At 52.7% G+C, this 949-nt stretch carries 1 protein-coding gene; it reads left to right on the top strand.

From position 1 onward, the window contains the following. Positions 1-949: hypothetical protein (locus HHU12_RS35190; RefSeq protein ID WP_205960085.1), on the top strand; the 949-nt coding region annotated here is incomplete at both ends.

Genomic DNA, 949 nt, shown 5'->3' with positions numbered 1-949 from the left:
GGGTCCACGGAAACAAGGAATACTTCGAGATGCTTAAGGTATCAAGTATAGATTCCTCAGGTATAACAGTTGAGACGCGCCTTAGGTATACCCATGTGAACCCTTGGATTGTAAAGACAGGGCTGGTCAAAGGCTCTTCGGTAACCGGGGGAGGTCGATTGAAGCGTTTAGAAGTACGCGGTGTCGACACGCCCAAGGTTAACAGTGTAGATGTGGACCGCTTAATTGTCGGCCTGTGCTACAGCATCGACGTTGGGGAGATAACCTCTCGTGGCGTCGGTGAGCCTTCCTCGGTGAACTTCACGTTCTGCTTCGGTCGTGGCTTCCTGTACAACGTAAGGGCCTCTGGGTCAGTGTCCACAACGGATAACTCAGCGTTAAAGCTGATGAGCTGTCCCGGCCTAATCATTAACAACTGTTCACCTCACAACTCTACATCCACTGGTTCTCAAGGTGACTACGGGTTCTACGTTGACGCCTATTACTCTCCGTACTGGTGCTGGAACGACGGCATGTCCATCAATGGGATTGTCACTGAGACACCTAGGTCGGCTGTAACACGTGCGTTGTGGCTGTTTGGTCTGAGAGGCTGTTCTGTTAGTAACCTGTCCGGTGCCCAAGTGTTCCTACAGGGCTGCGCTAAGTCGGTGTTCTCCAACATCGTCACCCCGGACAATCTCCTTGAACTACGGGACCTTTCTGGCTGCATTGTATCCGGCATGGCAAATAACGCGCTGGTACTCGGCTGTTGGAACTCGACGTTCGACCTTACGCTATTTGGGATTGGCTCTGGGTCAAACCTTAACATAGCGTTACGGGCCGGGGCTGGCGTTACCCACCCGGAGACTGGTGTGCCCACTACCCTCGGTAAGAACAACACGTTCAACGTTAAGAGTTTTAGCTCATCGTCGCTTGCTGTCACCCTAAGTATCGCCCAACAAGAGCGCCC

Origin of the sequence: Flammeovirga aprica JL-4 (assembly GCF_012844305.1) — a bacterium.
Taxonomy (GTDB): domain Bacteria; phylum Bacteroidota; class Bacteroidia; order Cytophagales; family Flammeovirgaceae; genus Flammeovirga; species Flammeovirga aprica.
Note: the sequence above shows the minus strand (reverse complement) of the source record. Positions and strands in the feature narration are given on the sequence as shown.